This window comes from Nonomuraea sp. NPDC049624, from assembly GCF_040675255.1.
In the GTDB taxonomy this organism is placed as follows: domain Bacteria; phylum Actinomycetota; class Actinomycetes; order Streptosporangiales; family Streptosporangiaceae; genus Nonomuraea.
The window spans coordinates 174,597-187,493 of sequence record NZ_JBFAOR010000008.1 but is presented as its reverse complement, the minus strand read 5'-3'; the positions used below and the strand labels follow the sequence as shown (position 1 = coordinate 187,493).

Sequence of the window (12,897 nt, the reverse complement as noted above, 5' to 3'; positions counted from 1 at the left end):
TGGGACCCGCCTTCCGCGGCAGGACACGCGGCAGGCACGGCGCCCGCGAGCGCGCCTCCTCGGTGGCCCCGCCGATATGTCCGGATCGGCGGGCCCACCAGGGGTCCCGCCGACGACTCCGAGACGGCCGGACCACCACGGGCCCCGCCGACGGCTCCGGGACAGCGGGACCACCACGGGCCCCGCCGACGGGCACGGATCCGCGGGACCGCCAGGGTCCCGCAGATGTGCCGGACCTACTCCGAGACGCCCAGCTTCTCCAGGATGAGCTGCCGGGCGCGGGCCGCGTCGGCCTTGCCGCGGCTGGCCTTCATCACGCCGCCCACCAGCGCACCGGCGGCGGCGATCTTCCCGGACCGCACCTTCTCGGCCGCGTCCGCGTTGTCGGCCAGCACCTGGTCGATGATCGCCGACAGCTCGCCCTCGTCGTTGACGATCTGCAGACCGCGCGCCGCGACCACCTCGTCGGGCGTGCCCTCACCGGCCAGCACGCCTTCGAGCACCTCCCGGGCGAGCTTGTCGTTGACCGCGCCCGAGGCCACCAGCTCGGTGACCCTGGCGATCTGGGCCGGCGTGATGGGCAGCTCGCCCAGCGCGACGCCGCTCTCGTTGGCGCGCCGCGCCAGCTCGCCCATCCACCACTTGCGCGCGTCGGCCGCCGGGGCGCCGGCCGCGACCGTGGCCTCGACCAGGTCGATCGCGTCGGCGTTGTGCATGGCCTGCATGTCGAGGTCGGACAGACCCCACTCGGCCTGCAGCCGCTTGCGCTTGACCGACGGCAGCTCGGGCAGCGCCGCCTTCAGCTCGGCCACCCACGCCGGGTCGGGCTCGATCGGCACCAGGTCGGGCTCCGGGAAGTACCGGTAGTCCTGGGCCTCCTCCTTGGACCGCCCGGACGTGGTGGTGCCGGTGTCCTCGTGGAAGTGCCGCGTCTCCTGGATGATCTTGCCGCCCTCGGCGAGGACCCCCGCCTGGCGCTCGATCTCGCTGCGCACCGCCCGCTCGACGCTGCGCAGCGAGTTGACGTTCTTGGTCTCGGTGCGGGTGCCCCACTCCGACGACCCGCGCGGCATGAGCGAGACGTTGACGTCGCAGCGCAGCGAGCCCTCCTCCATGCGCACGTCGGACACGCCGAGCGAGCGCATGATCTCGCGCAGCTCGGTGACGTACGCCTTGGCCACCTCCGGCGCGAGCCGGTCGGTGCCCGGGATGGGCTTGGTGACGATCTCCACCAGCGGGATGCCCGCGCGGTTGTAGTCGACGATCGAGTAGTCGGCCCCGTGGATGCGGCCGGTCGCGCCGCCCACGTGGGTGGACTTGCCGGTGTCCTCCTCCAGGTGCACGCGCTCGATCTCGATGCGCACGGTCTCGCCGTTGACCTCGACGTCGACGTAGCCGTCAAAGCAGAGCGGCTCGTCATACTGGGAGATCTGGTAGTTCTTCGGCATGTCCGGATAGAAGTAGTTCTTCCGGGCGAAGCGGCACCATTCGGCGATCGAGCAGTTCAGCGCCAGGCCGATGCGGATCGTCGACTCGATGGCCATGGCGTTGGCCACGGGCAGCGAGCCGGGCAGCGCCAGGCAGGTCGGGCAGACCTGGGTGTTGGCCGGGGCGCCGAAGGTGGTCTTGCAACCGCAGAACATCTTCGACTTGGTGCCGAGCTCGACGTGCGTCTCCAGCCCGAGCACCGGCTCGAACCTGTCGAGCGCTTCGTCATAGACCATGGTCATAGCGACGGGGCCTCCTTCAGCAGCGGGCCGCCCCAGCGGCTCTCCAGGGCCTTCTCGACGGCGGCGCCGACGCGGTAACAACGGTCGTCGGCCAGAACCGGGGCCATGATCTGCAGGCCGACCGGCAGGTTGTCCTCGTCGGCCAGGCCGCACGGCACCGAGATGGCCGCGTTGCCCGCGAGGTTGGACGGGATGGTGCACAGGTCGGCGAGGTACATCGCCATCGGGTCGTCGGTGCGCTCGCCCAGCCGGAACGCCGTGGTCGGCGTGGTCGGCGAGACCAGCACGTCGACCTGCTCGTAGGCCGCCTCGAACTCGCGCGAGATGACCGTGCGCACCTTCTGCGCCTGGCCGTAGTAGGCGTCGTAGTAGCCGCTGGACAGCGCGTACGTGCCCAGCATGATGCGCCGCTTGACCTCGGGGCCGAACCCGGCCGCCCTGGTCAGCGCCATGACCTCCTCGGCGCTGCGGGTGCCGTCGTCGCCGACGCGCAGGCCGTAACGCATGGCGTCAAAACGGGCCAGGTTGGACGAGCACTCCGACGGCGCGATCAGGTAGTACGCCGGCAGCGCGGTCGTGAACGACGGGCAGGACACCTCGACGACCGTGGCGCCCAGCGACTCCAGCAGCTTGACGACCTCGTGGTAGCGGGCCAGCACGCCCGGCTGGTAGCCCTCGCCGGCGAACTCCTTGACCACGCCGATGCGCATGCCGGACACGTCGGGGTTCCTGGCCGCCTCGACGACGCTCGGGACCGGCGCGTCGACCGACGTGGAGTCCATCGGGTCGTGCCCGGAGAACGCCTCCTGCAGCAGCGCCGCGTCGAGCACGTTCCGCGCGAACGGCCCCGGCGTGTCGAGCGAGCTCGCGAACGCGATCAGCCCGTACCGGGACGAACCGCCGTAGGTGGGCTTCATGCCCACGATGCCGGTGACGGCGGCGGGCTGCCGGATCGAGCCGCCGGTGTCGGTGCCGGTGGACAGCGGCGCCTCGTACGCGGCGACGGCCGCGCTGGACCCGCCGGACGAGCCGCCCGGGATCCTGTCCAGGTCCCACGGGTTGCGGGTCGGGTGGTAGGCGGAGTTCTCCGTGGAGGAGCCCATGGCGAACTCGTCGAGGTTCGTCTTGCCGAGGATGACCAGCCCGGCCTCGCGCAGGCGCGCGGTCACGGTCGCGTCGTACGGCGGCCGCCACCCTTCGAGGATCTTGGACCCGGCCGTGGTCGGCATGTCGCGGGTGGCGAAGATGTCCTTGTGCGCGACCGGCACCCCGGCCAGCGGCCCGAGCTTCTCGCCCGCACGCAGCCGGGCGTCGACCGCCCGTGCCTGCTCAAGGGTCGTCTCCCGGTCGACGTGCAGGAACGCCTGGACCTTGGGCTCCACCTCGGCCATGCGGTCGAGGTGCGCCTCGGCCACCTCGGCGGCCGACACCTCACCCGCGGCGATCATCGCGCCCAGCTCGGCGGCGGTCTTGCGGATCAGACTCATGCCTCCTCCCCGAGGATGCGCGGCACACGGAAGCGGTCGTCCTCGACGGCGGGAGCGCCGGAAAGGGCCTGCTCGGGCGTGAGGGACTGTCGCACCTCGTCGGCACGGAAGACATTGGTCAGCGGAAGCGCGTGCGACGAAGGCGGCACGTCCTCGGCGGCGACCTCAGCCACCTTCGCGACCGACTCGATGATGGCATCGAGCTGGGTGGCGTAGTGGTCGAGCTCGTCGTCGGTGAGCGCCAGCCTGGACAACCGGGCCAGGTGCGCGACCTCGTCGCGGGTTATGGCGGACATGAGTCGTTGAACCCGTTTCGTGGATGGAGTTTGGGACACTGCCATCCTAGGGGGCTTGACGCCGCAGGCCCGAACCCTTAACCCGGCGGAAACACACTCATCCGTAGAGCTCGTCCAGGCCGATCGCCAGCACGTCGCTCTCCTGGGCCAGCGCGGCCTCGAATCCGGCCCCGCTGTAGCAGACCAGCTTGGCGTCCCGCACGTCGAATCCCTTGGCGTCGAGCAGGTCTCGCGCCCTCCTGAGCCGGGCGACGTGCCGGGGCCCCATGACCTTGCCCCATTTCACCTCGCCCAGCGACAACACCCGCCTGCGCTCGCCGCGCATCGCCGGCGCGAAGACCGCGACGTCGATCTGGATCTGCTCGTGCCGTACGGGATCGACGACGGTTCCCGCGCCGATCTCGCCGGGCGAGTTTCCCAGGGCGTCGAGTTCCAGCAGGTGGAACTGACGGCACATCTCCTCGAAGTGCGGGCCGAGCACCTGGTCGGTGAAACCGGCCCGGCCGTCCTGCCACACGAACTCGGCCCGGCCGCTCTCCAGCGGCCCCCACTGGGGTCGCATCACAACCTCGTAGAAGTGGATGAGCGGCTCGCACACGTGGTAGACCGACCGCGAGGAGCGGAAGACGTCCACCTCCCTGCGCAGCAGGTTGCTGTCCTCCAGCACGTTGAGGTGATGGCCGATGTCGGACGCCTTGCGCCCCACATAGCTCGCGATGCCGCCCCGGGTGCCGTTCCCGGTGGCCACGGCCGCCAGCACGGACTTGTACATGGCGGCGTCCCGCACCTCCGCCTCCTCTTCGAGGAGATAGCGGGCCTCCTTGAAGAGCGGGGTCAAGGGCGAGAGCACCGTGCGCTGCACCCAGGCGTCGAAGTCGGCCAGGCCGTCCGGCCTGTCGTCATTGGCCAGGGGCAGGTACGCGGGCGTCCCGCCGGCGATCGCGTGCACCTTCACGGCCAGCTGCGGATCGGTGATCCCCCAGTACCGTGCGGCGAGGCGGTAGTCGAACGGCCGGACCACGAGTTCCATGGAAGCCCGCCCCCTCAACGGCGCGTCGCCTGCCAGGAGCCGGCCCATCACCGACATCGCCGAGCCGCACAACAGCAGGGACGCCGGCACTTCGTCGAAGACGGCCCGGTCGATGGCCTGCTGGATGATCGAGGGCAGGGCCGGCGACGCCTTGCTGAGGTAGGGGAACTCGTCGATCACCATGAGAGCGCGGCGCTCGGCGCTGACGGCGAAGAGCTGGCCGATCGCCTCGTCCCAGGTCGTGAAGCGGAACGGCGCCGAGGCCCCCACGTACCGGGCCAGAGCGGCGGCGAAGAGGTTCAGCGACTCCGTCGGGGTGCCCTCTGTCGCGCCGAAATAGAAGCCGCCCGTCTTGCGCGCGAGCGACTCGACCAGGAACGTCTTGCCCTGGCGGCGCCTGCCGCTGACGACGCCGAGCCGGGGCCGGGGCCGGGGACCGGAACGCTCGACGAAGTCGGTCAGAGCCTCCCACTCGAAGTCGCGCGCGAAGATCCGTTCAGGCTTCGGGATCAAGACGCCCCCAGAGACATCGAAGTGTACTTCGACGAAGTGTACTTCGACGAAGTCGACTCCTGTAATCGTTCAGGCCGTCTGGGTGACCTCGGACTGGTAGCCGAACTCGATGGCCGGCGCCGCCTCGCAGCGGCCCCTGAGCCAGACGGTGGCCTCGGCGGCCGGCATGGGCTGGCAGAACAGCCAGCCCTGGCCCAGGTCGCAGCCCATCTCGGCCAGCCGCAGCGCGACGTCGTCGGACTCCACGCCCTCGGCCACCGAGCGCAGGCCGAGCGAGCGCACCAGGTCGACGATCGAACGGACGATGCGGTCGTCGTCGTCGGACTCGGCGATGCGGCGGACGAACGAGGCGTCGATCTTGACCTCGGAGACCGCCAGGCGCTGGAGCCTGATCAGCGAGGAGTAGCCGGTGCCGAAGTCGTCGAGGGACAGCGGGACGCCGAGCGCGGCCAGCGCCTTGATGGTCTCCTGGGTGTAGGCCTGGTCGCCGGTCAGGATGCGCTCGGTGACCTCCAGCTGGATGGCCGCGGGCGGCAGGCCGTACCGGGTCAGGCCGACCTCCAGCTGCTCGGGCAGCGCCGCGTCGAGCAGGTCGCGGGCGGAGATGTTGACCGAGATCTGCACCTGCAGGCCGGTGTGCCACCAGCGGGCGGCCTGTTCGAGCGCGGCCTCGATGACGTATTCGGTGAGCTGGCGCATCAGGTACGTCTGCTCGGCCAGCGGCACGAAGTCCGACGGCGGGATCGGCCCGTGCACCGGATGGCACCAGCGCAGCAGGGCCTCCACCCCGGTCACCGCGCCGCCGGCCAGGCTGACCTTGGGCTGGTAGTGCAGTTGCAGCTCGCGGTTGTCGATGGCGCGGCGCAGGTCGCCCAGCAGGTTGAGCCGTTCGGGCGAGTTGCGGTCTTTGTCGGGCTGGTAGAGCTCTACCCCGGTACGCCCTTCCTTGGCCAGGTACATGGCCACGTCGGCGCGTTGCAGCAGCAGCTCGAAGTCGGGGGCGTGGTCGGGGAAGAGCGCGATGCCGACCGAGCCGTCGAGGTCGAAGCTCATGCCCTCCAGGCGGACGGGCTCGGTCAGGGCGGCCCGCAGCCTGGCGGCCACCTCCCTGGCGGCGTTGGCGTCGCGGATCGAGGGCAGCAGCACGGCGAACTCGTCGCCGCCGAGCCTGGCCACCACGTCGCCCGGACGCACGGAGTGGGTGAGCCGGTGGGCCACCATCTGCAGCAGGCGGTCGCCCACCGGATGGCCCATCGTGTCGTTGACCTCCTTGAACCGGTCGAGGTCGAGGAGGAACAGCCCGACCCGCTCGTCGTGGCGGGACTCGGCCAGCGCCTCTTCGGTGCTGACGATGAGCATCTTGCGGTTGGGCAGGCCGGTCAGCTCGTCGTGCATGGCCTGGTGGTCGCGGCGCATGGACAGCGTGGCGGTGAAGTAGACGGCGGCGAGAGGGGCGACGAAGAGCGGCACCAGGCCGGGCGAATGGTCCATCACCACGACGACCAGCGGCGCGAGGCCCAGCAGCGCGGTGTAGACGAGCCCCTGCGGCCCGGCGGTGACCCGCAGCACGCGGACGATCGAACGCCGCTCGTGCAGGGCGACCGCCCCGGACACGAGCGCGGCCCTGGTGGCGAAGTAGGCCACCCCGGCCAGCGCGATCGCCGGCAGGTCGCCCCCGCTGGGCGTCCACGGCAGGGCCGGGCCCGGCACGACGCCGAACAGCCCGAGCACCACGGCGGCCGCGGTGAGCGCGAGGGTGGACTGGGCGACGTTGAACATGACCCGGTGCCACGCCTTGCGCGTCACGACGCCGTTCATGGCGATGGCGACGGCCTGCATCAGCACGGCGGTGGACAGCCCGAAGTGCAGCAGCACCGCGAAGGTGAACATGGTGGACGGGTACGTGCCGCCGACCGCGGTCGCCGAGGACACCATGACGGGCCGCAGCTCGCCCAGCATCACCAGCACCGCCAGCACCCAGAACAACGGGGTACGGGCGAGCTCCGCCAGCGCGGCCGGATCCAGCCTGAGCATGGCCACGATCAGCGCGGTGAAGCCGATCACGGTGATGCCCGCGAGGAACGCCCAGAGCGGCGTGCCGACGCGTGGACCGGTGTCACGGGTGTCGGTTGGGTCAGTCATCGGTAACAGAACCCCCATTAGGTCACTATGGGAGGGTACGACCTTCACCCCACTTCGCGAAACCAAGCGCGTACGTTCCGTCACTTCTCCTTTCCGACATATACCCAAAAACCACTATGGGTAGCGCGGCCATCGACAGTCCGTACACGACTCTGATCCCCAGCCCGCCGGCTGCGCATCCGCGGGGCCACGGAACACCAGCCCCGCCGCAAGGGCGAGCCGGGGCCCCGCTACGTCTCCTCGACCACCGCCACGCGCGCCGCGGCCTCCGGCCCCTCCTTCAGCAGCAGCTCGAACCCCTGCTCGTCGAGGATCGGCACCTTCAGGCTGACCGCCTTGTCGTACTTCGACCCGGCGTTCTCCCCCGCCACCAGGAAGGACGTCTTCTTCGACACCGATCCGGCCACCTTCCCGCCCCGGCTGGTCAGCGCCTCGGACGCGGTGTCGCGAGTGTAGGACTCCAGCGTCCCGGTGACCACGAACGTCAGCCCCTCCAGGATCTGGGGCTCCGTCTTCTCCGGAGCGGGGCCGTCGTCCATCCGCACCCCGGCCCGCCGCCAGCGCTCGACGATCTCCCGGTGCCAGTCGACCTCGAACCACTCCCGGATCGTCGCCGCCACCCGCGGCCCGATGCCCTTGACCGAGGCCAGCTCCTCCTCCGAGGCGTTCATGATGGCGTCGATCGACCGCATGGAGTCGGCGAGGTCGCGGGCCGTCGGCGGGCCGACGTGCCGGATCGACAGCGCGACCAGCACCTGCGCGAGCGGCGCCGACTTGGCGCGGGCGAGCTCGTCGACCAGCGTGCGGGCGGCCTGACTGGGCCCGCCGTCGAGGTTGGCGAACAGCGAGACGACCTTCTGCTCGCCGGTCTCGGGGTCGAGCTTGGGCAGGCCGGTGTCCTGGTCGCGGACGACCGACCGGATGGGCATGAGCTGCTCGATCGTCAGGTCGAACAGGTCGGCCTCGGTGCGCAGGACGGGCTCCTGCGGCGGCACCGGCTGGGTGAGCGCGGTCGCCGCCACGTAACCCAGCCCGTCGATGTCGAGCGCGCGCCGGCCGGCCGCGAAGTAGAGGCGCTCACGGATCTGGGCGGGGCAGCTGCGGGCGTTGGGGCAGCGCAGGTCGGCGTCGCCCTCCTTCTCGTAGGCCAGCTCAGTGCCGCACTCGGGGCAGTGGGTCGGCATGACGAACTCCCGCTCGGAGCCGTCGCGCAACGCCGTGACCGCGCCGACGATCTCGGGGATGACGTCGCCCGCCTTGCGCAGCACCACGGTGTCGCCGATGAGCACGCCCTTCTTGATCACTGTGGCCGCGTTGTGCAGGGTGGCCCGCTCGACGGTCGAGCCCGCGACCACGATGGGCTCCATCACCGCGTACGGCGTGACCCGGCCGGTGCGGCCCACCCCCACCTGGATGTCGAGCAGCTTGGTGTTGACCTCCTCCGGCGGGTACTTGTAGGCGATCGCCCAGCGCGGGGCCCGCGAGGTGGACCCGAGCTCCCGCTGCGTGCGGAAGTCGTCGACCTTGACCACGACCCCGTCGATCTCGTACGCCGGATCGTGCCGGTGCACCCGGTAGTGCTCGATGAACTCGTCGACCTCGGTGAGGCCGGGCACCACCTTGAACAGGTCGCTGACCGGCAGCCCGAACTCCCGCAGCCGCTCGTAGACCTCCGACTGGGCGCGCGGCACGGCCGAGCCCTCCCAGACGCCGATGCCGTGGACGAGCATGCGCAGCGGGCGCTGGGCGGTGACGCGCGCGTCCTTCTGCCGCAGCGTGCCCGCCGCCGAGTTGCGCGGGTTGGCGAACGGCGGCTTGCCCTGCTCCACGAGCTGCTCGTTGAGCTGCCTGAAGCCCTCGACCGGGATGTAGACCTCGCCGCGCACCTCGACCAGGCTCGGCACGCCCTCGCCCTTGAGCCGGTGGGGCACGCCCTTGATCGTGCGCACGTTGGCCGTGACGTCGTCGCCGATCCGGCCGTCGCCCCGGGTGGCGCCGCGCTCCAGCTTGCCGTCGCGGTAGACGAGCGCGATGGCCAGCCCGTCGATCTTCAGCTCGCACAGGTAGGGCCCCGGGTCGCGCTCGGCCAGCCGCTCGACGCGGGCCATCCAGGCGGCCATGTCGGCCTGGTTGAAGGCGTTGTCGAGGCTCTCCATGCGGTTGAGGTGGCTGACCTTGGCGAAGTCGCCCGAGACCGGCGCGCCCACCTTCTGGGTGGGCGAGTCGGGGGTCTGCAGCTCAGGATGGGCCTGCTCCAGCGTGAGCAGCTCGCGGAACCACTCGTCGAACTGCGCGTCGCTGACCGTCGGCTGGTCGAGCACGTAGTAGCGCCAGCGCGCGTCCTCGACCAGCTCGCTCAGCTCCGCATGCCGCTTGAGCGCGGCCACGGGCACGCCCCCGACCTCGGTGTCACGCTCGCTCACGCTGGGTCTCCTTCCACGTCGGACACGCTGAGGAAACGCTACCGCCGGGCTCCGACAGGAACGACTCCCCCGGTCATCCGCCCTGGGCCCAGACGCCTTCCCAGACCGAGCAGTTACCGGTGATCTTCCTTGCCGTGCCCCGGCAGACCCTGCCCTCGACGGAGAGCATGTAGCCGGTCTTGAGCGAGAACTCCAGCGGCTTGGTGCCCGAGCAGTTGCGGTACGTCTTGCGCCCGTCGCCGCCGCCGTCCTTGACCCAGCGCAGCTGCAGCCACGAGCAGCCGGCACGGCCGGGGAAGTCGTACAGCCTGCCGCTGACCACGAACCCCGGCCGGTCGAGCAGGACCTTGCCCTTGGCCTTCCCGGCCCGGTCGGCGGAGTAGATGGACCCCCAGCTCCAGATCTCGGGGTTGACCGAGGCCCGGGCGGGGACGGCGATCGAGGCGGACGCGATCAGCATGGCGGCACCGGCGGCCAGAACGCGAGCAATCATGGCAAGGACGCTACTCAGCCGCCTTGCAGCCCGCTTGCCGGATCATCCTTGAGCACCTGGGCGGCCTTCCTGCACGCCGCCAGGGCGGCACGCGCGTAGCGGGGCGAGGCTCCGGCCAGGCCGCAGGCGGGCGTCAGGGTGACCTTGGCGGCCAGCCCGTCGGGGGCGAACCCGAGCCGCCGCCACAGCTCCACCGCGGGCCTGGCGACCACCCCGGTGTCGGGCAGCGCGACGTCCCTGCCCGGCACGACGCCGAGCAGCAGGCCGGCACCGGCCTCGAAGAGCTCGCCGAGCTGGTCGTCGTCCCTGCGGCGCAGCAGCGACGCGTCGACCGACACCGCGCGCGCCCCGGCCCGCCGCAGCAGCGCGTAGGGCACCCCGGGCGCGCAGCAGTGGACCACCGGGTCGGGGAACAGCCGCAGCGACTCCTCCACCCGCCACTCCTCGACCGCCGCCAGCCGCCCGAACCCGGACGCGGTCGGGACCGTGCCCGCCAGCACGCCCGGCAGCCCCGGCTCGTCGAGCTGCAGCACGATCTCGGTGACGCCCGGCAGCCGCCGCCGCACCTCGGCGCAGTGGTCGGCGACCCCCTGGGCCAGCGACGCGACCAGGTCGCGCACGGCTCCGGCGTCGGAGAGCATCTTGTCGCCGTACTTCAGCTCAAGGGACCCGGCCAGCGTCCACGGCCCGCACACCTGCAGCTTGAGCGGCCCTGAGTAGTCGTGCGCGACCTCCTCCAGCCCGTCGAGGTCGCGGCGCAGGTGATCGACGGCCCGCTGATGGTCGCGGCCCGGCCGGTCGGCCAGCCGCCACCCGGACGGCTGCACCTCGACCGGCAGGTCGATGAGCAGCCCGGCCGTCCTGCCGACCATGTCGGCGCCGACCCCGCGGGCCGGCAGCTCCGGCAGGTACGGCAGGCCGGGCAACTCGCCGAACACGACACGGATCGCCTCAAGATGATCCTCACCCGGATGCGACCCGACCCCGGTGGCTTCCCACGTAGACATGGGCACAAGCGTAGGCTCTGCCGGATGGAGCTCACCAAACTCACGCACGCCTGCGTACGCCTTGAGAAGAACGGCAAGGTCCTGGTCATCGATCCGGGCACCTTCTCGCAGGAGCCGGTGCTCGACGGGGTCGACGCGGTCCTGATCACCCATCAGCACTTCGACCACTTCGACATCGAGAAGCTGAAGGCCGCGCCCGCCGGGGTCGAGGTCTGGACGTGCGAGGGCGTCGCGGCCCAGCTGACCGACGTGCCGGTCAAGGTCCAGGTGGTCCGGCACGGCGACGACTTCGACGCGGCCGGTTTCCGGGTGAAGGCGTTCGGCGAGTGGCACAGCAAGAACCACCCCGATGCGCCCATCGTGCAGAATGTCGGGTTCATGCTCGACGACGAGGTGTTCTACCCCGGCGACGCGCTCACCCTGCCCGGCGTCGAGGTGCCCACCCTCCTCGCGCCGACCAACGCCCCCTGGATGAAGCTCAGCGAGATGGTCGAGTACCTGCGCACGCTGCGCCCGGCCCGCGCCTTCTCCACGCACGACGGCCTGCTCAACGACATCGGCCTGTCGCTGGTGGACACCTACCTGGAGCTGGAGTCGGACAAGCAGGGCGCCGACATGCGCCGGCTCAGGGTCGGCGAGTCGGTGACGCTCCCCTAGGCGGCCGAGACGATGGTGGCCGAGCCGATGACCGTGTCGCCGGAGTAGAGCACGGCCGCCTGGCCCGCCGCGACGCCGGTGGCCGGGCGGTCGAGGTCGATGCGCAGGCCGCCGCCCGCCTCCTCCTCGAAGCGGCAGCCGTAGACCTCGCCGTGGGCCCTGAGCTGCACGGTGAGGTCGTCGAGGCGGGACGGGCCGTTCCAGACCGGGCGCACGCAGGAGATCGAGGTGACCTCCAGCGCCGAGCGCGGGCCGACCGTGACCGTGTTGGAAACCGGCTCGATCGACAACACGTAGCGCGGCCTGCCGTCGGCGGCCGGACGGTCGATGCGCAGGCCCTTGCGCTGGCCGACCGTGAAGCCGTGGGCGCCCTGGTGGGTGCCCACCACCGCGCCCTCCTGGTCGACGATCGGGCCCTCCTCGGCGCCGAGCCGGCCGGCCAGGAAGCCGCGGGTGTCGCCGTCGGCGATGAAGCAGATGTCGTGGCTGTCGGGCTTGTCGGCGACGGTCAGGCCGCGCCGCGCGGCCTCCTCGCGCACCTCGGCCTTGGTGGAGCCGCCGAGCGGGAAGATCGCGTGGCTGAGCTGCTCACGGGTGAGCACCCCCAGCACGTACGACTGGTCCTTGCCCTGGTCGACGCTCCGGGACAGCACGCCGTCGGACAGCTTGGCGTGGTGGCCGGTGGCGACGGCGTCGAAGCCGAGGGCGAGCGCCCGGTCGAGCACCGCCTCGAACTTGATCTTCTCGTTGCACCGCAGGCACGGGTTGGGTGTGCGGCCCGCGGCGTATTCGGCCACGAAGTCCTCCACCACGTCGCGCTGGAACCTCTCGGCCATGTCCCAGATGTAGAACGGGATGCCGATCACGTCCGCGGCCCGCCGCGCGTCGCGGGAGTCCTCGATCGTGCAGCAGCCCCGCGCGCCCGTGCGGTGGGATTGGGGGTTGGCCGACAGGGCCAGATGCACACCAGTGACGTCGTGACCGGCCTCGGCGATCCGGGCGGCGGCCACGGCGGAATCGACGCCGCCCGACATGGCGGCAAGCACACGCAGTCCCATGACCGTTCCAGCGTACTGTCCGGCGGGGAGTGCGCGGCCATCGGCTCCGTCTGGAAGGATT

General features: G+C 71.2%; 10 protein-coding genes. 1 reads left to right on the top strand and 9 read right to left on the bottom strand.

The features are described 5' to 3' along the window. Positions 1 to 236: 236 nt before the first annotated feature. The 8 genes from gatB to AB0J76_RS31845 all read right to left on the bottom strand — a co-directional run bounded on the left by gatB (position 237) and on the right by AB0J76_RS31845 (position 11,121). Positions 237 to 1,724 (bottom strand): Asp-tRNA(Asn)/Glu-tRNA(Gln) amidotransferase subunit GatB, encoded by a 1,488-nt coding sequence (gene gatB / locus AB0J76_RS31880; protein WP_352319075.1) that lies wholly within the window; start codon positions 1,722 to 1,724, stop codon positions 237 to 239. A gap of 2 nt (positions 1,725 to 1,726) precedes the next feature. Further along, the gene (gene gatA, locus AB0J76_RS31875) at positions 1,727 to 3,217 is read right to left on the bottom strand and encodes an Asp-tRNA(Asn)/Glu-tRNA(Gln) amidotransferase subunit GatA (RefSeq protein ID WP_352318951.1); all 1,491 of its coding nucleotides are present in this window, start codon (positions 3,215 to 3,217) and stop codon (positions 1,727 to 1,729) included. Beyond that, positions 3,214 to 3,513, bottom strand: a complete 300-nt coding sequence (gatC, locus tag AB0J76_RS31870) for an Asp-tRNA(Asn)/Glu-tRNA(Gln) amidotransferase subunit GatC (RefSeq protein WP_101787882.1) — start codon at positions 3,511 to 3,513, stop codon at positions 3,214 to 3,216. The genes gatA and gatC overlap by 4 nt, the downstream gene beginning before the upstream one ends. A 97-nt stretch (positions 3,514 to 3,610) precedes the next feature. Further along, on the bottom strand, positions 3,611 to 5,056 hold the full coding sequence (locus AB0J76_RS31865) for an ATP-binding protein (RefSeq protein ID WP_352318949.1): 1,446 nt from the start codon (positions 5,054 to 5,056) through the stop codon (positions 3,611 to 3,613). Between the two features lie 69 nt (positions 5,057 to 5,125). Continuing rightward, positions 5,126 to 7,198: an EAL domain-containing protein gene (locus AB0J76_RS31860; protein WP_352318947.1), complete on the bottom strand. Its 2,073-nt coding sequence runs from the start codon at positions 7,196 to 7,198 to the stop codon at positions 5,126 to 5,128. 230 nt (positions 7,199 to 7,428) lie between these two features. Next, complete coding sequence (gene ligA, locus AB0J76_RS31855; RefSeq protein ID WP_352318945.1) at positions 7,429 to 9,621, bottom strand: NAD-dependent DNA ligase LigA; 2,193 nt, start codon at positions 9,619 to 9,621, stop codon at positions 7,429 to 7,431. A gap of 73 nt (positions 9,622 to 9,694) precedes the next feature. After that, positions 9,695 to 10,114, bottom strand: coding sequence for a hypothetical protein (locus tag AB0J76_RS31850; protein WP_352318943.1), 420 nt, complete (start codon positions 10,112 to 10,114; stop codon positions 9,695 to 9,697). Positions 10,115 to 10,128: 14 nt separating this feature from the next. Continuing rightward, complete coding sequence (locus AB0J76_RS31845; protein WP_352318941.1) at positions 10,129 to 11,121, bottom strand: methionine synthase; 993 nt, start codon at positions 11,119 to 11,121, stop codon at positions 10,129 to 10,131. A 24-nt stretch (positions 11,122 to 11,145) separates the two neighbouring features. Here AB0J76_RS31845 and AB0J76_RS31840 point away from each other — a divergent pair, with 24 nt between their 5' ends. Then, entirely contained in the window at positions 11,146 to 11,778 is a 633-nt protein-coding gene (locus tag AB0J76_RS31840) for an MBL fold metallo-hydrolase (protein ID WP_352318940.1), read from the top strand. On the opposite strand, the gene mnmA is transcribed toward AB0J76_RS31840, so the two are convergent. Then, complete coding sequence (gene mnmA, locus AB0J76_RS31835) at positions 11,775 to 12,836, bottom strand: tRNA 2-thiouridine(34) synthase MnmA (protein WP_352318938.1); 1,062 nt, start codon at positions 12,834 to 12,836, stop codon at positions 11,775 to 11,777. The genes AB0J76_RS31840 and mnmA overlap by 4 nt on opposite strands. Between the last annotated feature and the right edge of the window lie 61 nt (positions 12,837 to 12,897).